Origin of the sequence: Streptomyces sp. NPDC006516 (assembly GCF_040611875.1) — a bacterium.
Taxonomy (GTDB): Bacteria; Actinomycetota; Actinomycetes; order Streptomycetales; family Streptomycetaceae; genus Streptomyces.
The window spans coordinates 897,896-916,695 of sequence record NZ_JBEXPD010000002.1 but is presented as its reverse complement, the minus strand read 5'-3'; the positions used below and the strand labels follow the sequence as shown (position 1 = coordinate 916,695).

The 18,800-nt window shown below is 70.4% G+C and carries 17 protein-coding genes and 2 tRNA genes; 8 read left to right on the top strand and 11 right to left on the bottom strand.

Going from position 1 to position 18,800, the window contains the following annotated elements:
• Positions 1-8: 8 nt before the first annotated feature.
• The gene (locus ABZY45_RS10360; RefSeq protein ID WP_356738111.1) at positions 9-824 is read right to left on the bottom strand and encodes an SOS response-associated peptidase; all 816 of its coding nucleotides are present in this window, start codon (positions 822-824) and stop codon (positions 9-11) included.
• A gap of 74 nt (positions 825-898) precedes the next feature.
• On the opposite strand from ABZY45_RS10360, the gene ABZY45_RS10355 reads away from it, so the two are divergent.
• The 4 genes from ABZY45_RS10355 (at position 899) to ABZY45_RS10340 (ending at position 4,603) form a co-directional block, all read left to right on the top strand.
• Complete coding sequence (locus ABZY45_RS10355; protein WP_356738109.1) at positions 899-1,612, top strand: M50 family metallopeptidase; 714 nt, start codon at positions 899-901, stop codon at positions 1,610-1,612.
• Between the two features lie 115 nt (positions 1,613-1,727).
• Positions 1,728-3,107, top strand: a complete 1,380-nt coding sequence (aroA, locus tag ABZY45_RS10350) for a 3-phosphoshikimate 1-carboxyvinyltransferase (RefSeq protein WP_356738107.1) — start codon at positions 1,728-1,730, stop codon at positions 3,105-3,107.
• A 4-nt stretch (positions 3,108-3,111) separates the two neighbouring features.
• Positions 3,112-4,128, top strand: coding sequence for a ribosome small subunit-dependent GTPase A (gene rsgA / locus ABZY45_RS10345; RefSeq protein WP_356738105.1), 1,017 nt, complete (start codon positions 3,112-3,114; stop codon positions 4,126-4,128).
• Positions 4,129-4,279: 151 nt separating this feature from the next.
• Positions 4,280-4,603 (top strand): multidrug efflux SMR transporter, encoded by a 324-nt coding sequence (locus ABZY45_RS10340; RefSeq protein WP_356738103.1) that lies wholly within the window; start codon positions 4,280-4,282, stop codon positions 4,601-4,603.
• Here ABZY45_RS10340 and ABZY45_RS10335 read toward each other — a convergent pair.
• Positions 4,495-5,157: a TetR/AcrR family transcriptional regulator gene (locus ABZY45_RS10335; RefSeq protein ID WP_356738101.1), complete on the bottom strand. Its 663-nt coding sequence runs from the start codon at positions 5,155-5,157 to the stop codon at positions 4,495-4,497. The two genes, ABZY45_RS10340 and ABZY45_RS10335, sit on opposite strands and share 109 nt — an antisense overlap.
• Before the next feature lie 149 nt (positions 5,158-5,306).
• Between ABZY45_RS10335 and hisN the strand changes: the two genes are divergently transcribed.
• Both hisN and ABZY45_RS10325 read left to right on the top strand, forming a co-directional pair.
• Positions 5,307-6,107 (top strand): histidinol-phosphatase, encoded by an 801-nt coding sequence (gene hisN, locus ABZY45_RS10330; protein WP_356738099.1) that lies wholly within the window; start codon positions 5,307-5,309, stop codon positions 6,105-6,107.
• 190 nt (positions 6,108-6,297) lie between these two features.
• Positions 6,298-6,699: a CBS domain-containing protein gene (locus tag ABZY45_RS10325; RefSeq protein ID WP_356738770.1), complete on the top strand. Its 402-nt coding sequence runs from the start codon at positions 6,298-6,300 to the stop codon at positions 6,697-6,699.
• A 119-nt stretch (positions 6,700-6,818) separates the two neighbouring features.
• Here ABZY45_RS10325 and ABZY45_RS10320 read toward each other — a convergent pair whose 3' ends face one another.
• Positions 6,819-8,270: a catalase gene (locus ABZY45_RS10320; protein WP_356738097.1), complete on the bottom strand. Its 1,452-nt coding sequence runs from the start codon at positions 8,268-8,270 to the stop codon at positions 6,819-6,821.
• Positions 8,271-8,446: 176 nt separating this feature from the next.
• Here ABZY45_RS10320 and ABZY45_RS10315 point away from each other — a divergent pair, with 176 nt between their 5' ends.
• Positions 8,447-8,866 carry a Fur family transcriptional regulator gene (locus ABZY45_RS10315; RefSeq protein WP_356738095.1) on the top strand — a complete coding sequence of 140 codons (420 nt, stop codon included), beginning with the start codon at positions 8,447-8,449 and terminating at the stop codon, positions 8,864-8,866.
• A gap of 226 nt (positions 8,867-9,092) precedes the next feature.
• On the opposite strand, the gene ABZY45_RS10310 is transcribed toward ABZY45_RS10315, so the two are convergent.
• The 4 genes from ABZY45_RS10310 to ABZY45_RS10295 all read right to left on the bottom strand — a co-directional run bounded on the left by ABZY45_RS10310 (position 9,093) and on the right by ABZY45_RS10295 (position 14,606).
• A tRNA-Met gene (locus ABZY45_RS10310) sits at positions 9,093-9,166 on the bottom strand.
• A gap of 150 nt (positions 9,167-9,316) precedes the next feature.
• The gene (locus ABZY45_RS10305) at positions 9,317-11,356 is read right to left on the bottom strand and encodes a sel1 repeat family protein (RefSeq protein ID WP_356738093.1); all 2,040 of its coding nucleotides are present in this window, start codon (positions 11,354-11,356) and stop codon (positions 9,317-9,319) included.
• 212 nt (positions 11,357-11,568) lie between these two features.
• A tRNA-Met gene (locus tag ABZY45_RS10300) sits at positions 11,569-11,642 on the bottom strand.
• Positions 11,643-11,684: 42 nt separating this feature from the next.
• Positions 11,685-14,606, bottom strand: a complete 2,922-nt coding sequence (locus ABZY45_RS10295; protein WP_356738768.1) for a UPF0182 family protein — start codon at positions 14,604-14,606, stop codon at positions 11,685-11,687.
• A gap of 136 nt (positions 14,607-14,742) precedes the next feature.
• On the opposite strand from ABZY45_RS10295, the gene ABZY45_RS10290 reads away from it, so the two are divergent.
• The gene (locus tag ABZY45_RS10290) at positions 14,743-15,303 is read left to right on the top strand and encodes a PPA1309 family protein (protein WP_356738091.1); all 561 of its coding nucleotides are present in this window, start codon (positions 14,743-14,745) and stop codon (positions 15,301-15,303) included.
• 21 nt (positions 15,304-15,324) lie between these two features.
• On the opposite strand, the gene ABZY45_RS10285 is transcribed toward ABZY45_RS10290, so the two are convergent.
• The 4 genes from ABZY45_RS10285 to ABZY45_RS10270 form a co-directional block, all read right to left on the bottom strand.
• Positions 15,325-16,431 (bottom strand): PDZ domain-containing protein, encoded by a 1,107-nt coding sequence (locus tag ABZY45_RS10285; protein WP_356738089.1) that lies wholly within the window; start codon positions 16,429-16,431, stop codon positions 15,325-15,327.
• Positions 16,432-16,625: 194 nt separating this feature from the next.
• Complete coding sequence (locus ABZY45_RS10280) at positions 16,626-16,796, bottom strand: hypothetical protein (protein ID WP_014048224.1); 171 nt, start codon at positions 16,794-16,796, stop codon at positions 16,626-16,628.
• Positions 16,797-16,923: 127 nt separating this feature from the next.
• Positions 16,924-17,385, bottom strand: a complete 462-nt coding sequence (locus ABZY45_RS10275; RefSeq protein ID WP_356738086.1) for a molybdenum cofactor biosynthesis protein MoaE — start codon at positions 17,383-17,385, stop codon at positions 16,924-16,926.
• Positions 17,386-17,496: 111 nt separating this feature from the next.
• Complete coding sequence (locus ABZY45_RS10270; protein WP_356738084.1) at positions 17,497-18,639, bottom strand: SDR family oxidoreductase; 1,143 nt, start codon at positions 18,637-18,639, stop codon at positions 17,497-17,499.
• Positions 18,640-18,800 lie beyond the last annotated feature (161 nt).

Sequence of the window (18,800 nt, the reverse complement as noted above, 5' to 3'; positions counted from 1 at the left end):
CCTGCCGGTCAGAAGAGCGTGCCCACCTCAGGCGCGGCCAGCTCCTCCAGGAGCTCGGGGCCGTTGTTGCGGACGTTGCTGACGGCGGTGGCCACCGGATAGGCGCGCATCAGCCCGCCGGGCGGGGGCTCCAGCAGGCCCTTCAGTTCGTCGATGTCCGTGCGCGAGGGGTCGAGCCACGCGTCCCAGCGGTCCGGCGTGAGCATCAGCGGCATCCGGGGGTGGATCTCGGAGAGCGAGGACGGCCCCTCGGCCGGGGCCACGGCGAGCGGCGTCGTCTCCGCCTCGGTGGTGATCACGGAGCAGGTGACCCACCAGGCCTGCGGGTGGTCGTCGGGAAGCGTCCGGTCCCGCCAGAACTCGTACAGCCCCGCCATGGCGAAGACGGAGCCGTCGGCGGGGGTGACGAAGTAGGGCTGCTTGCGGGGGCGCTTCTTCCTCCCCTTCTCCTCCAGCTGCCGCTCGTCGGCCCCGGTGACCCACTCGTAGTAGCCGTCGGCGGGCAGGATGCAGCGCCGGGAGACGAAGGGGCGGCGGAAGGACGGCTTCTCGTGGACCGTCTCCGCGCGGGCGTTGATCATGCGGGCGCCGCCTTCCGGCGACTTCGACCAGGACGGGACGAGTCCCCACTTCAGAGCGCGCAGCTGGCGAACCGGACGCGGGTCGTCTGCGTCCTTCACAGGACGGTCCAGAACCGCGTAGACCTCCTTGGTCGGCGCCACGTTCCAGTCGGGCTCCAGAGTCTCGGTGGGTTCCCACTTCTCCACGCCGAAGAGCCCGGTCAGATCCTCTGGCCGCCGACTCGCCGCATACCGTCCGCACATAAGTGCCAGACTGCCACGACCCGCCGGCCGAGTGGACGCCGATCCCTCAACCACATCGAGGAGCCGCCCGCACCATGGACAGCACCGAACTGGGCGATCTGTGGGATCGCGTCTTCGGCACCCAGCCCGCTCCCGAGCAGTGGCTGGTGGTCGTCACCGCCACGGCGGCGCTGGTCGCCGTCGTCCCGAACCTCATATGGCGCCTCTCGCGCAACGCGATCACCATCGCGCACGAGGGCGGCCACGGCCTCGTCGCCCTGCTCACCGGGCGGCAGCTCTCCGGCATCAGGCTGCACTCGGACACCAGCGGCCTCACCGTCAGCCGTGGCAAGCCCACCGGTATCGGCATGATCCTCACCGCCGCGGCGGGCTACACGGCGCCCCCGCTGCTCGGCCTGGGCGGCGCCTGGCTGCTGACCAACGGCCGGATCACCCTGCTCCTGTGGCTGGCGACCGCGCTCCTGGCGGTGATGCTCGTGATGATCCGCAACCTGTACGGCGCGCTGACGGTCATCCTCACGGGCACGACCTTCCTCCTGGTGTCGTGGCTGACCTCGGCCGACGTACAGTCCGCGTTCGCGTACACGGTGGTCTGGTTCCTGCTGCTCGGCGGTGTGCGTCCGGCGTTCGAGCTCCAGTCCAAGCGCAGGTACGGCGGCGCCCCCGACTCCGATGCCGACCAGCTCGCCCGGCTGACACACGCTCCGGCCGCGATGTGGCTGTTCCTCTTCCACGCGGTGTCGCTCTGTTCGCTCATCGGCGGCGGACGCTGGCTGCTGGGGCTCTGAGGGCCCGGGAGCGGGAGAGGCTGGGCGCAGGCCCTGTACCACCCTTGCGTTACGCCCTGGTTTCATCCGATTTGATCGGGAACTGGGATTGCGGCGAGCCACTAAAGTGAGGGGCATGACCGAGAGTTCCGTGCACCCCGCCCTCTGGCCCGCCCCCCGTGCGACCGGGGCCGTCGACGCGACCGTCACCGTGCCCGGTTCGAAGTCGGTCACCAACCGCGCCCTCGTCCTCGCCTCACTCTCCTCCGAGCCGGGCTGGCTGCGCCGCCCGCTGCGCTCCCGCGACACCCTGCTGATGGCCCAGGCCCTGCGCGCGATGGGCGTCGGCATCGAGGAGGGCGTCGGCCCGGACGGCTCGGGCGAGGCCTGGCGGGTGATCCCGGCCGGTCTCCACGGCCCGGCCAAGGTGGACGTCGGCAACGCGGGCACGGTCATGCGCTTCCTGCCGCCCGTGGCCTGCCTCGCCGACGGGCCCGTCCACTTCGACGGGGATCCCCGGTCCTACGAGCGGCCGCTGCACGGCGTGATCGACGCGCTGAAGGCGCTGGGCGCCCGGATCGACGACGACGGCCGGGGCGCGCTGCCCCTGACCGTGCACGGCGCGGGCGCGCTGGACGGCGGACCGGTGGCCATCGACGCCTCCTCGTCCTCCCAGTTCGTCTCGGCGCTGCTGCTGTCCGCCCCCCGCTTCAACCAGGGCGTGGAGGTGCGCCACACCGGCTCGGCGCTGCCCTCCATGCCGCACATCCGCATGACCGTCGACATGCTGCGCTCGGTCGGCGCGCAGGTCGACGAGCCCGAGTCGGGCGGCGAGCCCGATGTCTGGCGGGTCTCCCCCTCCGCGCTGCTCGGCCGTGACCTGACCGTCGAGCCGGATCTCTCGAACGCCCAGCCGTTCCTGGCCGCCGCGCTGGTGACCGGTGGCCGGGTCACCGTCCCGGACTGGCCACTGCGGACCACCCAGCCGGGTGACATGCTGCGGGAGATCTTCACCGAAATGGGTGGCACGTACGAGCTGACCGAGCGGGGCCTCACCTTCACGGGCTCCGGCCGGATCCACGGCATCGACGTCGACCTGAGCGAGGCCGGTGAGCTGACGCCGGGCATCGCGGCCCTCGCCGCTCTCGCGGACTCCCCCTCCACGCTCAGCGGCGTCGCCCATCTGCGGCTGCACGAGACGGACCGGCTCGCGGCGCTGACCAACGAGATCAACGGTCTCGGCGGTGATGTCACGGAAACCGCCGACGGCCTGCGGATCGTGCCCCGCCCGCTGCACGGCGGCACCTTCCACACGTACGACGACCACCGGATGGCGACGGCGGGCGCGATCATCGGCCTCGCCGTGGCAGGGGTTGAGATCGAGAACGTCGGTACGACGGCCAAGACCCTGCCGGACTTCCCGGACATGTGGACCGGCATGCTCGGGGAACCCTCCGGCGCCGTAGGGGTGTCGCCTGGAGCGCTCGGCGTGTCCGCGGACCGGCGCGAGGTCTGAGGACATGCGCCGCTACGGGAAGAACCCCGACGAGGACGACATCCGCGTACGCCCCAACCCCAAGGGCAACCGGCCGCGTACGCACACCCGCCCCAAGCACGAGGACGCCCAGGACGGCATGGTCCTCACCGTCGACAGGGGCAGGCTGACCTGCCTGGTCGAGGACCGCACGGTGACGGCCATGAAGGCCCGCGAGCTGGGCCGCAAGGCCGCGGTGGTCGGTGACCGGGTCTCCCTCGTGGGCGACCTGTCCGGCGCCAAGGACACCCTGGCGCGCATCGTGCGGATCGGCGCCCGCACCTCGGTGCTGCGGCGCACGGCGGATGACGACGATCCGTTCGAGCGGGTGGTCGTCGCCAACGCCGACCAGCTGGCGATCGTCACCGCGCTCGCCGATCCGGAGCCCCGCCCGCGCATGATCGACCGCTGCCTGGTGGCGGCCTACGACGGCGGGCTCACCCCGCTCCTGGTGCTGACCAAGTCGGATCTGGCCTCGGCGGACAAGCTCCTGGAGGCGTACACCCCCCTCGGGGTCCCGTACATCGTGACCAGCCGCGAGGAGCTGGAGAACGGCGACGCCGCCGACCGGGTGCGCGAGCTGCTGAACGACCGGGTGACGGCGTTCGTCGGGCATTCCGGGGTCGGCAAGACGACGCTGGTCAACGCCCTGGTTCCCGCGGACCGCCGGCGGACGACCGGGGTGGTCAACGCCGTCACGGGGCGTGGCAGGCACACCACGACCTCGGCCCTGGCGCTCCCGCTCCCGGACGGCCGCGGCTGGGTGGTCGACACCCCGGGTGTGCGCTCGTTCGGCCTGCACCACGTCGATCCCTCCCGGGTCATCAACGCCTTCCCCGATCTCCAGCCGGGCACCGAGAACTGCCCGCGCGGCTGCACCCACGACAGCCAGGAGACGGAGTGCGCCCTGGACGCCTGGGTCGCGGAGGGGCACGCCGATCCGGCACGGCTCGACTCGCTGCGCAGGCTCCTGTCCACCCGGGAGCGTCGCGAGGGCGACTGAGGCCCCGGGCGCGGGACGCCTGGCGGCCCCGGAGCCGCAGGCCGCCGACGCCCGACTGCCCGACTCGCGCACGTTTGCGAGTTCCCCGGCCCGGTAAGGGCATAATCGCGTCGAGCGGACGAACCGTCACCTACGTGGGAGGCACCTGACGATGGCGTGGTTGCTGGTCGTGGTCGCCGGACTGCTGGAGACCGGCTTCGCCGTGTGCCTGAAGCTCTCCCACGGATTCACCCGCCTCTGGCCGACCATCGCCTTCTGCGTGTTCGCGCTGGGAAGCTTCGGCCTGCTCACGCTGTCCCTCAAGAAGCTCGACGTCGGCCCCGCCTACGCGGTGTGGACGGGCATCGGAGCCGCGGGTACGGCCATCTACGGGATGATCTTCCTCGACGACGTGGTCTCCACGCTGAAGCTGGTGTCGATCTCGCTGGTGATCGTCGGAGTGATCGGCCTCCAGCTCTCCGGCTCCTCGCACTGACCTGCCCCGGCACTTCGGCGGACCGCCGGCACCAGCGTGTACGAGAGCGCGAGCCGGAGCGCCGTCTCGCAGGCCACTTCCAGCTGCGCGCGGTCCAGCGGCGCGGGCCCGCTCCCCATGGCGGCCACGGCCCGGTCCCGTACGAGCGTGAGCAGTTCCGCGGGCGTGGGCGGGGCCGGGGCGGCCGGGCCCGTGCGGCGTCCGGCACGGGCGGCGCCCGGTCTGGGTAAGCGCTCTCCCCAGACGCCGGTGAGCAGCGCCTTGACCAGCGCGTTCGCCCGGGCCGCCCGGACCGTCCAGCGGGCCAGCTCCGCCGGCTCGTCCCCTCGCGACCGGGCCGCGCGCAGCGCCTGTTCCACACCGGCGAGGTAACCGTCGGCCGCGCGCCGGATCAGGGCGCGCGCCAGGCCGTCCTTGCTCCCGAACTCGTTGTAGAGGGTCTGCCGCGAGACTCCCGCCCTCGCCGCCACGTCGACCATGCGCACGGCGGTCCACGGCAGGGTGGCGAGCGCCGATTCCGCGGCGTCCAGCAAAGCTTCACGCGCCGTAGGCATCGTCGCCTCCCACGCCTGGGGTCTGCGCTTCAGAGTTGACGCGCTCCGGAGGGCTGTCAAGGGTCCTCGCGGTTCGCGGGCCGTGAAACGGCCGCCGGCGGCCACGGGGCCGTGTAGCCCGCCCGGGTGGCTGTGGATACTGTGACGGCATGCCCGATTACCACGATGATCTGCGCCTTGCCCATGTACTGGCGGACGCCGCCGACGCGGCGACGATGGACCGGTTCAAGGCTCTGGACCTCAAGGTCGAGACCAAGCCGGACATGACCCCGGTGAGTGAGGCCGACAAACACGCCGAGGAACTGATCCGTGGGCATCTGCACCGGGCACGTCCGCGTGACGCCATCCTGGGCGAGGAGTACGGCGTCGAGGGCACGGGGCCGCGGCGCTGGGTCGTCGACCCGATCGACGGGACGAAGAACTACGTACGGGGCGTCCCGGTCTGGGCCACGCTGATCTCCCTGATGGAAGCGGGCGAGAACGGCTTCCAGCCGGTGGTCGGCGTCGTGTCTGCCCCGGCGCTGAACCGCCGCTGGTGGGCCGCGAAGGGCGCGGGCGCCTACACCGGCCGCAGCCTGACCTCCGCGACACCGCTGCACGTGTCGAAGGTCGAGCGGATCGCGGACTCGTCGTTCGCGTACTCCTCGCTGACCGGCTGGGAGGAGCAGGGCCGGCTCGACGGCTTCATGGATCTCACGCGGGCCTGCTGGCGCACCCGGGGATACGGCGACTTCTGGCCGTACATGATGGTCGCCGAGGGTTCGGTGGACATCTGCGCGGAACCGGAGCTGTCCCTGTGGGACATGGCGGCGAACGCGATCATCGTCCAGGAGGCGGGCGGGCAGTTCACCGGTCTGGACGGGGTCCCCGGCCCGGGGGGCGGCAACGCGGCGGCCTCGAACGGTCTGCTGCACGACGAACTGCTGGGCTATCTCAACCAGCGCTACTAGGGGCGGCACCCGGCAAGGCGCCCTGGGAGCGCCGGGGTCCTTGTCCGGCAGCCGGGCCTTTGGAGAGTTCCCGGGTCCTTGTCGGGTTCCCTCCGGGGTGCCACTCTGAGAGTCCCCCCACTTGTGAACTTGTGAATCCGCTCACGAGGGCCGCTTCGCAGGTCACTCCTCGAAGGAGGTGGCTCTCTTCATGCTCGTCCGCGACGCCATGAGCACGCTGGTCCTCACCATCGGCCCGGCCCATACGCTCCGCCAGGCGGCCCGGCTGATGTCGGCCCGGCGTGTCGGAGCAGCTGTGGTCCACGACTCGGACACCTGCGGACTCGGGATCATCACCGAGCGCGACATCCTCGACGCGGTCGGGGCGGGGCTGGACCCCGATGCCGAGACCGCCGCCACCCACACCACCACCGACGTCGTCTTCGCCTCGCCCGTCTGGACGCTGGAGGAGGCCGCGGAGGCCATGACCCATGGTGGCTTCCGGCATCTGATCGTGCTGGACGCCGACGGGCCCGTCGGCGTCGTGTCGGTGCGCGACATCATCCGGTGCTGGGTGCCCGCCAGGCGGCGGCCGGCCGGAATGGCGGTCTGAGAGGGCGTCCGGGCGACGCCACCTTCCGCGCCCGGGCCCGCGCGGGTCCGGACACGACCGCGGGCCGGACCCCCCTGAGTCAAGGGGTTCCGGCCCGCAGCCGACGACAAGCGTCCGTATCAGCCGCGCAGGGCCTGGACCGCGGCTTCCAGCCGCTTGCCGAAGTCTCCGTCAGCCTGACGGAAGTTGTTGATCGCGCGCTCGGCGATGTCGTCGCGCGAGACCTTGGAGATGAATCCGGCGAGGTTGTCGATCAGCCGGCCCTTCTCGTCCTCGGAGAGCAGCCGGTAGAGGTTGCCCGCCTGCACGAAGTCGTCGTCCTCGGCGTGCCGCGGCGTCTCGTGGTTACCCGTGCCGCCCGTGACGGGGACGGGCTCCCAGAGCGGCCGGCCCGTCTGGGCCGGGCCGCCGAAGCTGTTCGGCTCGTAGTTCTTCGTGCCCTTGTGGCGGCCGTCGTAGAGGTAACCGTCGCGGCTGTTGGTGCGCGCCTCGGTGGCGTGCGGACGGTTCACCGGCAGGTGGTCGGCGTTGATGCCGACGCGGTAGCGGTGGGCGTCGCCGTACGCGAAGAGGCGGCCCTGGAGCATCTTGTCCGGGGACGGACCGATACCGGGGACGAAGTGCGCCGGGCTGAAGATCGACTGCTCGACCTCGGCGAAGACGTTCTCCGGGTTGCGGTTGAGCTCCAGCTTGCCGATCTCGATCGGCGGGTAGTCCGCGTGCGGCCACACCTTGGTCAGGTCGAACGGGTTGAAGCGGTAGGTGGCCGCCTCTGCCGCCGGCATGATCTGGACCTGCACCGTCCAGGACGGGAAGTCGCCGCGCTCGATGGACTCACGCAGGTCGCGCTGGTGGCTGTCGGGGTCGACACCGGAGAGACGGACGGCCTCCTCGGTGGTGAGGTTCTTGATGCCCTGGTCGGTCTTGAAGTGGTACTTGACCCAGAAGACCTCGCCGGCCTCGTTGTTCCACTGGAACGTGTGCGATCCGAAGCCGTCCATGTGACGGTACGAGGCCGGAATGCCACGGTCACCGAAGAGCCAGGTCACCTGATGCGTCGACTCGGGAGACAGGCCCCAGAAGTCCCAGACGTTGTCCGCCTCCTGCGAGCCGGTGTACGGGTCGCGCTTCTGGGTGTGGATGAAGTCGGGGAACTTGATGGCGTCCCTGATGAAGAACACCGGGGTGTTGTTGCCGACGAGGTCGTAGTTGCCCTCTTCGGTGTAGAACTTCAGCGCCCACCCGCGGGGGTCACGCACCGCGTCTGCGGAACCGAGGTTGCCCGCGACGGTGGAGAAGCGCAGGAAGGTCTCGGTCTGCTTGCCGACCTCCGAGAGGAACTTCGCACGGGTCCACTGCGAGACGTCCCGGGTCAGCGTGAAGGTGCCGTACGCACCCGCGCCACGGGCGTGCACGACACGCTCCGGGATGCGCTCGCGGTTGAAGTGGGCGAGCTTCTCCAGCAGCGCCTGGTCCTGAACGAGAACCGGTCCACCCGGGCCAGCGGTCTCGCTGTTCTGATTGTCGGCAACCGGAGCGCCGGCCTCCGTGGTGAGCGGTCCCTGAGTCACGCGCGCCTCCTGCGTCATGTCCTGCACAGCGTCGGTCCCTGCACAGCTGTCCTCGGCCCTAGCCTGTCCTTGGCCAAACCCGTCACCGATCCTACAATGGACTTTGTCCAAGTCAAGCTGCCATCTAAAGTCACACCTACTCGGGACTTGGCCGCTCCACTGTTAGGCTGGTGCTCATGAGTGACCTCCTGGAACGACTTCGTGGACGCGGCTGGCGCATGACGGCACAGCGGCGCGTCGTGGCCGAGGTTCTCGAAGGGGACCATGTGCATCTGACGGCGGACGAGGTCCACGCGAGAGCTGTGGACCGGCTCCCCGAGATCTCCCGCGCCACGGTGTACAACACGCTGGGCGAGATGGTGTCCCTCGGGGAGGTCATCGAGGTGACCACCGACCGCCGGGCCAAGCGCTACGACCCGAACGCCCATCGGCCCCACCACCACTTGGTGTGCGGCCGCTGCGGGGCGATCCGGGACGTGCACCCGTCCGGCAACCCGCTCGCCGACCTGCCGGCCGAGGAGCGTTTCGGCTTCACGGTCTCGGAGGTCGAAGTGACCTACCGGGGCATCTGCCCCAACTGCGCCGCCACGGCCTGAGACCGACCGCAGCGACTGAGACCGCATCTGCGCCCGGGCCGTCGGTACGGGCCTGACGGCGGCGCGCCGCCGTCCCCACCCGTCACGGGGCAGCGGCAGCGGTGTGAACCTCGGCGCGTGGCCGCACCGCCGTACTCACATACCCGCGCGCTGCCCGCCCGCGCCCTATCCGTGGGCATACGACAGAGGCCCGGATCCTTGGAAGGATCCGGGCCTCTGTCTTCAGTAGCGGGGACAGGATTTGAACCTGCGACCTCTGGGTTATGAGCCCAGCGAGCTACCGAGCTGCTCCACCCCGCGTCGTTGTGAGTGCAACCCTACGGCACCCCTACCGACCGGAGCAAATTCATTCCCCGGACACCCGCGCGAACCCCTGGGCCCCGTACGCCCCGGACGCCGCGCGAACCCACCTCGTCCGCACCCACGCCCCACGTGCCGCACCGCGCCAGGTCAGGCGGTGAGCTCCTGGTGCAGCGCCTCCAGCAGCCGCGCCGCCCGCTCGGCCACCTCCGCCGGCCCCAGCTCGACCGCACGGGCGCACCAGCGCTGCCCCTCGGCGAGCTCGCCTCGGCGGGCGGCCAGCAGCGCGAGCCGCAGGGCGGCCCGGCCGTGCCCGTCGTTGGCGGCGCGGCTCCACCACAGAGCCGCCTCGCGCTCGCTGCCCTCCCGGGCGAGCAGCAGGCCGAGGTTGAAGGCCCCGTTGCGGCTGCCCGACTCGGCGGCCTCGCGGTACCAGCGGGCCGCGCTCGCCATGTCGCCGCGCGCGGCAGCCAGCATCCCGGCCCTGACCTGGGCGCGGCGGTGGCCCTGCTCGGCCGCTCGCTCGTACCACTCCTCGCACTCGGTCTTCTCCGGCATCGGCTCCCCGAGCGCGGGAGGCCCCGGTGGCGGCTGGCGCAGGTCGAGTACGCCGGCCAGCCGGAAGGCGGCCTCCGCGCTTCCGCCGCCCGCGGCACAGCGCAGATGACGCTCGGCCTCCTGCTCCTCGCCGTCCCGCAGCAGCGCCATGCCGACCTGGAGCGCGGCGTCGGTGTGCCCGGCCGCCGCCGCCCGCTCGTACCAGCCGAGCGCCGTACGGTCCTCGTCCCGGCCGGCGTGCAGGATGCCGAGGTTGAAGGCGGCGTCGACGCTGCCCGCCTCGGCCGCCTTGGAGAACCAGGGCTCGGCCCCGGTCGCGTCCCCCGCCTGCAACAGCAGCACGGCCAGCGCGTTCGCCGCCTCCCGGTGGCCGGCGTAGGCGGCCCTGCGGTACCACTGCTCGGCCTGCGCGGTCCGGTCCTGGGCCGCGCAGAGCAGACCGAGGTTGTAGGCGCCGTTCACGTCGCCCGCGTCCATGGCGGCGCGGTACCAGCGCTCGGCCGTCTGCTGCTCGCCCCTGGCGGCGTGCAGCGCGCCCAGCGCGTTCGCGGCGTTGCCGTCACCGTCCTGGGCAGCGCGAAGCCACCACACGGCCGCGCTCTCCTCGTCGCCGGCGTCGCGCAGCAGGAATCCGAGTGCGCACGCGGCGCGCGGCTCGCCCTCCTTCGCGGCCGTGAGGTACCAGCGGCCGGCCTCCTTCAGCTCACCCCGCTGTTCGAGGATGGCGCCGAGGTGCAGCGCGGCACGACGGTGCCCGCGCGCCGCGGCCTGGCGGTACCACTGCTCGGCCTCCCCCACGCGTCCGGCGTTCGGCCCCGCCACGGGGCTGTCGCGCTTCGCGGGCGCACCGGCGGCCAGTCCACGAGGGCCGTCAGCCACACGTCCCAGGCCGAAGGCGTCATGCGCGTCACCGACGGCGTTGCGTTCGATCGCCCGCGCGAGGCGGTACGCCGCCTCCCGGTGGCCCTGTTCCGCGGCAGCGCGCAGCCAGCGCTCCGCGCCGACGTCGCCCCGGTGTTCCAGCAGGTCGGCCAGGGCGTACGCGCCCAGCGCGTGCCCCTGCTCGGCGGACTGGCGCAGCCAGTACTCGGCTCCGGGCTCGTCGCCCCGCTCGCGGAGGTGACGGCCCAGGGCGTGCGCCGCGGCGGCGGAGCCCGCGACGGCGGCGATGCGCCACCAGCCCGCCGCCTCGTCCGCGTATCCCCGCTGGTGCAGGAGCACACCGAGGTTGTTGGCGGCGGCACGGTCGCCGTCGGCGGTGGCCGCACGCAGGTGGGCCTCGGCGCCGTCCAGGTCGCCCCGGCGCAGCAGCAGAGCGCCGAGGACGCTCATCGAGGCCGTGTCCCCGGCCTCCGCGGCGCGCCTGTGCCGCGCCTCGGTCTCGTCGGCGTGATCCGGGGTGTCCGTGGTGTCCGTGCTCCCCGAGGAGCCGGTCGCTGCCGCGTCGTCCGTCGCCGTGCCGGCGGTCTCCACGACGACGGCAGCGGCCTCTCGCGCGCGCTCGACGGTGTCAGCGGCGTCGGCGACGGCAGCGGCGAATACCGCATCTTCCACTCTTTCCGTCGTTCGAACGCGTCGCTGCACAAACCGCCCTGTCTCCAACAGAGTTGCCCTGTCCCCCATAAATACCATCGTCGCACCACCTGTAACCCGCGTACACCTCGTATATCGCGGCCAGTGAGGTCACTTCAGCGTTTTGTCGACATGCCCACAGAGAGACAAGTGAAACACGGTTGGGTCCAACTCGTGCCCCGCGAACCGCACTTCACTCCGACAACTTGAGAAAAAGGCGCACGGCATGACGAAGGCCCGGATCTCGAAAGATCCGGGCCTTCGTCATTCAGTAGCGGGGACAGGATTTGAACCTGCGACCTCTGGGTTATGAGCCCAGCGAGCTACCGAGCTGCTCCACCCCGCGTCGTTGTGTTCAAACCGTACCACGACGCGGGGTGCCGCTTTCTCAACTTCCCTGGTCGTCGCCCTCCGGCTTCGTGGCGCCCTCGGAGTCCGAGGCACTGCCGGCCTTGGGCTGCGCGGCCGCGGCACGCTCGAGGGCCTTCTGCAGATCGGCCTGGGCCTTGCCGTAGGCCTCCCAGTCCTGTTCCTTCAGAGCCGTCTCGCCCGCCGTGTACGCCTTCTGGGCGTCCGCGATGGCCTTCTTCAGCGCCGCGTCCCCGGTGGCCGGGGGTTCCGTGGTGTCACCCGGTGGCTCCTCCGGCTCCGTGGGCTCGGTGGTGTCCGAGCCGTCGACCCCGAAGACCGCGTTGAGCGCCTCCCCGAGACTGTTCTCGAAGACGATCTTCGATCCGTACGAGGCGGCGACCTTGCGCAGCAGCGGGTAGTTCTGCGTGCCACCGCGCGTGTAGACCGGCTCGATGTAGAGGAAGCCCCCGTCGAGCGGCACGGTCAGCAGATTGCCGTACTCGATGTCCGAGTCGGTGCCCTTGAGGTTTCTCACGAACTCGGCGACGTCGTCGTTGCCGTTGAGCTCACTCTGCACCTGGCCCGGTCCCTTGACCGTGGTGGTGACTCTCAACAGCCTTATGGTGCCGTAGTCCGGACTGGCCGCGTCCGCGTCCACCGCCATGAACGCCCCCAGGTCAGGGCGCCCCTTGGGTGTGAAGGTCGTGGTCAGAGAGAACTTCTGCGTGTCCTGCCCGGGCATCTTCATGCTCAGGTAGTACGGCGGAACGGCCCCGGGTTCCTTGTTGGTGGGGTCGTCCGGCACCTGCCAGGCGTCACTCCCGCTGTAGAACTGCGCGGGGTTCTCGACGTGGTAGCGCGTGAGCAGCTCCCGCTGGACCTTGAACAGATCCTGCGGGTAGCGCAGGTGGTCCATCAGGTCCTTCGGGATGTCGTCCCGGGCCTTCACGGTCCCCGGGAAGGCCTTGCGCCACGTCTTGAGCACCGGGTCCTCGGTGTCCCACTCGTAGAGCGTGACGGTGCCGTCGTAGGCGTCGACGGTGGCCTTCACCGAGTTCCGGATGTAGTTGACCTGGTTCTGCTGGGCGACGACGGCTCGCTGGTTGGTGGTCAGCGAGTCGGCCGTGGTGTCGCCGAGCGTCGTACGCGAGGCGTACGGGTAGCCGTTGGTCGTGGTGTAGGCGTCGACGACCCACTGGATGCGCTTGCCGACGACTGCCGGGTAGGCGTCGCCGTCGATGGTCAGCCAGGGGGCGACCGCCTCGACGCGCTCCTTGGGCGTGCGGTTGTACAGGACGCGCGAACCGTCGCCGATGGCTCCGGAATAGAGTATCTGCGGCTCGCTGAAGGACACGGCGTAGGCGGCGCGGTTGAAGGCGTTGGAGAGACTGACCCCGCTGTCACCCTTGTAGCTGGTGGTCTTCTCGCCGTCCTCCTCATAGTCGAGCTCCTTCTGGGGCCCGCCGACGATGGAGTACTGCTCGGTCTTCTCGCCGTAGTAGATCCGCTGTTCGTACTCCCCCAGCTCGCCGGTGGTCGGCAGGCCGGACTCCGTGAAGTCCGGGGAACCCGACGGGTTCGTGCCCGTCGTGGTGCCCCTGGCCGCGATGGCGCCGTAGCCGTGGGTGTACGTGAAGTGGTCGTTGATCCAGTTCCGCTTGGGGAGTCCGTCGAGGTTGAGCTCGCGCAGACCGATGACGGTGTCCTGCTCCTTGCCGTCCTCGCCCTTGTAGCGGTCGACGTCCAGCGTCTTGGGGAACTGGTAGTAGTTCCTCTTCTGCTGGAGCTGCTGGAAGGCCGGGGATACGACGTTCGGATCCATCACCCGGTAGCTGGCCGCCTCGTTGGCGGAGGTGCGGAGCTTGGCCGCGTCCGTCGTCGTGGCCTTGCCCGAGTAGTCGTCCACCTGCGCGTCATCGATGTCGTAGGCATCTCGTGTCGCGTCGATGTTCTTCTGGATGAACGGCGCTTCCTTCGCCTGCTCGTTCGGCTGGACCTGGAACTTCTGCACGATCGCCGGGTAGAGACCGCCGATCAGGATCGCCGAGAGAACCATCAGCCCGAAGCCGATCACCGGCAGCTGCCAGGTGCGCCGCCAGAGCGTCGCGAAGAACAGCACCGCGCAGATCACGGCGATGCAGAACAGGATCGTCTTCGCCGGCAGGTAGGCGTTCGCGTCGACGTAGCGCAGGCCCGTCCAGTTGTCCGTGGCCTTGAAGTCGCTGGACTTCACGGCCAGGCCGTACCGGTCGAGCCAGTACGCAACGGCCTTCAGCGAGACGAAGATGCCGAGCAGCACCGAGAGGTGGCCGGTGGCCGCCCCCGTGGCCCGCGCACCGGGGCTCGTGACCCGCAGTCCGCCGTACAGGTAGTGGGTCACCGCCGCGGCGATCAGCGACAGCACGACGGCCGCGAAACCGAACCCGAGCAGGAAGCGGTACCACGGAAGGTCGAACGCGTAGAAGGCGACGTCCAGCTTGAACTGGGGGTCCTTCTGCCCGAACGGCACGCCGTTGACATACATGAGCCACGTACGCCACTGGCCCGACGCGGAAGCGCCGGCGATCAGTCCGACGAGCGCGGTGATCGCGAGCAGCACCCACTTCTTGTAGGGGGCGACGCTCATCCGGTAGCGGTCAAGGCTCTGCTGTTCCAGCGACATCGCGCTCAGCGGCGGCCTCAGCCGGTGCGCGAGCCAGATGTTCACGCCGATGGTGACGGCCATCAGCAGTCCGAAGACGAGGAACAGCCCGATCTTGGTCCACAGGGTGGTGGTGAAGACGGATGAATACGCGACGGACCTGTACCAGAGCCAGTCCGTCCAGAACCCGGCGAACATGACGAAGGCCATGGCGAGGACCGCCAGGACACCCAATGTCATGAGCAGGGTACGGACGCGCCGGGACGGGCGGCCGACTCTGATCCGTGGCCCGGTCGGGCCTCCGCCGCGGTCCGGCATCTGGAAAGCCAACGTGCGCACCTCGAAGTTCGCGGTCGTGTGAAGCAGGCCCAGCGATCGTAGAGCCCATCTATGCAACTTACTGAGGCTTTACCTAGTTCCCGTTCCCGGGGCGGAAGGAGGCAGGATATTGACCATGCCCAACGTTTCCCCCTCAGGCCCCCCGATGGCCGCCAGTCCACTGACCGTCGCCGTCCTCGAGATCGACACCTACGCAGCCGGCCTCGGCTGGGACCAGCCGGCCCGGCTCTTCGCGCTGGTCGACACGGCCCGGCTGCGTGCCCACGAGCCGGGCCTCGCCGCGCAGCTCGGCCTGGACGACTCCTCCACCACGGGAGCGGCCCTGACCCCCGTCGAACAGGAGGAGCTCCCCGCCGGCACCGCGCTGGACGAGTTCCTCGCCACGATCGCCTGGCCCGACGCCGTGGTCGGCTGCGCGATGACCGTCGAGCGGATGATGCTTCCGCCGTCGGCGGAGGCATCCGTACCGGAAGGCCTCAGCGACGCCCAGCTCACCAAGTGGGTCGCCGAGCATCCCGACCGTCAGGAGGTGCGGATGACCGTGGCCGTGCTGCGGGACGGCGCGCGGGACTCCGCCGTGAGGCTGCGGGAGAAGGACTCCCCGACGGAGGTCCTGACGGGCGCGGGGCTGGTCCCGGGGCTCGCCGACGCTCTCGCGGCCACCTTCGAGTCCTGACCCCTGCGGCGGGGGCCGGCCTCAGCCCACCGAGCACTTCGGCAGGGCGGCCGTGTCCCCCGCACGGATCTTCTCCAGGGACTTCTTGGCGTCGTCGAGCGTCTTCACCCTCACGAGGGTGAGACCGCTCGGGGTGTCGGACGCCGCGGCGGAACAGTTGTCGTCCGGCGTCAGGAAGTAACGGGCGCCCGCGTCCCGCGCGCCGACGAGTTTCATGTTGATCCCGCCGATGGGCCCGACGGTGCCCTCGTCGTCGATGGTCCCGGTCCCGGCGATGAACTTCCCGCCCGTCAGCTTTCCGGGGGTCAGCTTGTCGATGATGCCGAGCGAGAACATCAGTCCAGCGCTCGGACCCCCGACGTCGGCGAGCTTGATGTCGATCTCGAACGGGAACGTGTGGTCCGTTCCCGCCTGGATACCGACGATCGCCCGGTCCTCGGAGGGGCTGGAGGGGTCCGCCGGCGCCTTCCGGGTGGTGAGGGTGACGTCGCGAGAGCCCTGGGGCTCCTTGCCCGCCTTCTCCGCGGCAGCCGCGGCCTTGGCCGGAACGACCGTGAAGACGACGTCCTCGCCGGGCTCGTGCTTCGTGACGAGCTTCGCGACGTCCTCGGGCTGTTCGACCGCCGTTCCGTCGACCGCCTTGATCACATCGCCCGCGTGCAGCACTCCCTCGGCGGCGCTGTCCTTGACGACCGTGGAGACGACCACACGGGAGGTGACCGGGATCTTCAGCTCTTCCAGGGCCGCGACCTTGGCGCTCTCCTGGGACTGGCTGAACTCCTCGGCGTTCTCCTGGGTGGACTCCTCCTCGGTCTTGCCGTCCGGGTAGAGGGTGTCGTGCGGCACGACCACGCTGTCGTGGGCGAGCCAGCCGTAGACCGCCTCGACGATGTTCATGTCGTAGTCGGCGCCGGTGACGCGGACCGTCGTCATGTTGAGATTCCCGGACGTCGGGTACGTCTTGCGGCCACTGATGTGCAGGACGGGCTCGCCTCGCGCGTCACCGAGGGTGTTCACGGTCGGGCCCGGAGACATCTCCGAATACGGCACGGGGATCAGCACGCCTGCGCAGAGCAGCGCGATCAGGATGAGGGTCGAGGCGAGCATCGTCGCGGTGCGGCGTGGCATGGAACGACAGTACGGGAAGGGCCTGTCAGTGCACCGTCGGGGCCGGTCCGTACGAGGGGGGCCGAGCGGTTGCCGGGAGGGCCGGAAAACCGGAGAGCCGGGAGGCCGGGGAGCATCGCTCACTCGCGGAGTACCCACGCGTCCAGCGAGCCGATGCGGTGCGGGATCGGCGACCGCGTGCGGTTGCCGGAGTGTCAGACGGCCTCGGAACCGGAATGCGATTTCTCCATCGCCTCACGGAACCGGGCGTAGCCGGCGAGTTCGGTGACATCACCGGTCGTTCGATTGCGGGCTGCCCACCCGCCCCATATCGCCGCGCCAAGAGCAGCTATGAGCGGAATCAAGAGCCAGGCGAGTGCTGCCATCACGACCTCCCTACCCCATGAGCGACCGCAACTGACGATCAGAAGATTAACCACCTGCAGGACCAACGCTCATGGCAGGGGTGCGGTTACGCAAATCGGGGCTGATGCCCCCTGGGGCGGTTTGCGCTCAGCAGGCGCCGACCCACTCCTCCGTACCGTCGGAGAAACGCTGGTGCTTCCAGATCGGGACCTCGTGCTTGAGGTCGTCGATCAGCTTGCGGCACGCCTCGAAGGCCTCACCCCGATGGGCGCATGAGACGGCGACGACCACCGCCAGATCGCCCACACCCAGTTCACCCACCCGGTGGACGGCGGCCAGCGCACGCACCGGGAACTCGGCCACGACCTTCTCGGCCACCCTGCGGAGCTCGTCCCGCGCCGTCGGGTGGCAGGAGTATCCGAGGGCGCCGACATCCTGGCCGCCGTCGTGGTCGCGGACCGTGCCGACGAAGAGCGCCGTACCCCCCGCGGCGTCGTCCCCGACCGCGCGGAAGACCTCGTCGACGGAGAGCGGCGTGTCACGGATGTCCAGGAGCCGGATGGGGTCCTGGGCTGCCTGCTCGCCGGGGTGATCGTGGGTGCGTGCCATGGTGCCATCGTGCCGCACGGCACCCGCATCGCGGAATAGCGGTTTCGACCGGCGGCGCGCCGGCCGGCTTGGAGCCTCCTACCAGTGGGACGGCGGACGGGAACGGTCCGGCTAGAAGCGGCGGCGCGCCTTGCGGGCTCGTCTGACCAGCGCCGCCGTACCGAGCAGTGCGACCGTCGCTCCTGCGGCGCCCGCCGCGGTGGCGTCCTTGCGGCCGAGTCGACGGCCGGCGACGGTGTGCCGCCCCTCCACTTCTTCGAGCAGCGCGGCGAGGACCTCCTCGTTGGTCCACCGCGGACGCCATCCGGCGTCGTGCAGCCGGCTCACGCTGACGACCCAGGGGTGCATCGTGTAGGCGAGGTCGCCCGCCGGGGAGGGCGTGAGGCCGATCCGGTGCAGCCGGGCCGCGGCGCCGAGGGCGACGGCGGACGGCAGCTCCATGCGGCGCACGCCGGAGAGCTCCTCCACCTCCTCCTGTTCCAGCCAGCCGTCGCAGCCGACCGCGAACTCGCCGTCGATCTTCTCGAGCGCCGCGTACTCCAGGGCGGTCACCAGGTCGTCGACGTGACAGAACTGCCAGGCCGGGCGTGATCCGGCCACGACAAGGAGCCTGGGGGACTCGAAGTACCGGGTGAGAGCCGTGTCCGTGCCGCCGACCAGGACCGTCGGCCGTACCACCGTGACGTTGAGACCGGGGTGCGCGCGGGGCGCACGGCGGCCGAGTCTCTCGATCTCCAGCAGGTCGCCGACGCCGGTGGCCTCGGCGGTTGCCCGGAGCTCGGCGTCCTCGGACAGCGGGATGTCGTTGTCGGGCAGGGCGCCGTAGACCATCGCCGAGGTGCAGAGCACGACCCGGTGGACGCCCACGGCCGCGGCGGCCGTCAGTACGGTCTGGGTACCGCGCACGTTGTACGCGGTACGGGCGGCGGGGTCGGTCTCCAGGTCGAGATCGAGTGCCATGTGCACGACGACGTCCGCGCCGCGGAGCTTCTCGGCGATGGCGGGATCCCGTACGTCCAGGATGTGCCAGGTCGCCTCGGAGACGTCTCCCCGGCGCTCGTCGATGGCGATGACCTGCTTGATCTCGTCGGAAGCGGCGAGATGGGCGGTGAGCAGCTCACCGACGCCGGTGGCGGCGCCGGTGACCGCGACGACGGGGCCGCGACTTCGGGAAAGATTTTTCGTGGGCTTGCTTTCGGGCGAGGGGTCGGCCAGGTTTCGCGCTGCGCGAACCTGCGGATCTGGGGAACTCACCGGGCGTCTCCAGCGGTTGTCTTCAGTACGTACCCGAATGACGCGTGCGTACCAGGTGGCGTCCATCCTGCCGCAGGCCGGGAGCCGGCGGAGCACTGAGGCCCCGAGCGGGGTTCGGTGTCTACGCTGGATGGTGATGTCGGGCAGTCGCCGTCGGTTCG